General features: G+C 62.4%; 1 protein-coding gene. It reads right to left on the bottom strand.

What is annotated here, in order from left to right; translation table 11 throughout:
- The coding region (locus BZK42_RS27885; protein ID WP_143329785.1) for a TIGR03752 family integrating conjugative element protein at positions 1-996 on the bottom strand (996 nt) is incomplete at both ends.

Below are 996 nucleotides of genomic sequence, written 5' to 3'. Positions count from 1 at the left end.
CGTTTTCACTGCCGCTGTTGTCTGTCCGGTCTGACGGGGCCGGCAGGGTTCTGACCGTACCGTCGGTAAACACAAACGTGATGGACGTGACGCTGCCGCGAACGCACGACAGCGTCCAGTCACCGCTCGCCGTGCCCGACACAATGGCACCCTCCACCTCCGGCAGCTCAATCCCGTTGGCCGTCAGGTTGTCCCGGCCAATCATTACTTTAAACGGATAGGGGTCGGTGACCTTGTTATTGACCGGCACCCGTCCCAGCAGCGCCGTCATCGCCGTACTGCCCACCAGGGTTGAATTCTCCGGCAGGGTGTACACCGGGTCGACCGGTCCCTCATCCTGACCGTTGTCCATCCCCTGACGGTGGTTCGCGTTCCGCTCCAGCGCATTTTTCTCCCGGGTTATCGGGTTGTCTTCCAGGAATGAAGTGGCAAAATGAGGTGTCTGTCCCTGCCCGCCCTGCTGCTCCGCCGGTACCACATCCTGCGGGTCAACCCAGCGAAAACCGTCTGTGTCTCCGCCACCGGAGAAACCGGTATCCAGCCCCAGCCCCACGGGAATATCGCTGCCGCCCGTCTGCGCAGTGGATGAGGATGTACCACCCGGCACCAGCCCGTTCAGCATGGCGTTAAACTGGTCCGTCAGCGTGGTTTTCTGCTGCGCCAGAGCCTTCTGTGTCCGGTCTTCTGCATCAGAGACCGCGTCAGCAATACGCTGGTCCACCTGGCCGTTGCCGGCCTGCAGCTTCCGGTTCTCCTCCTTCAGCTCCCGGTTCTCCTTCATAATGTCGCCCTGCTGGCGCTGAACCTCCCCGAGCTTGCCCACCAGGGTATTCAGAGTATCCTGCGGCGTGTCGCCTTCTATTCCCAGCTCCCGCAACTGCTCAGGGGTCAGCTGCGGCAGGGGAACCTGCTGTGTCGTTGTCTTCTCCGGGGTACCGGACGTACAGGCGCGCATGCCAACGGCCGCCGCGGCCAGAACGACTGCCGGGATCAACA

The sequence above is a fragment of the Citrobacter braakii genome (assembly GCF_002075345.1).
Classification (GTDB): Bacteria; Pseudomonadota; Gammaproteobacteria; order Enterobacterales; family Enterobacteriaceae; genus Citrobacter; species Citrobacter braakii.
Note: the sequence above shows the minus strand (reverse complement) of the source record. Positions and strands in the feature narration are given on the sequence as shown.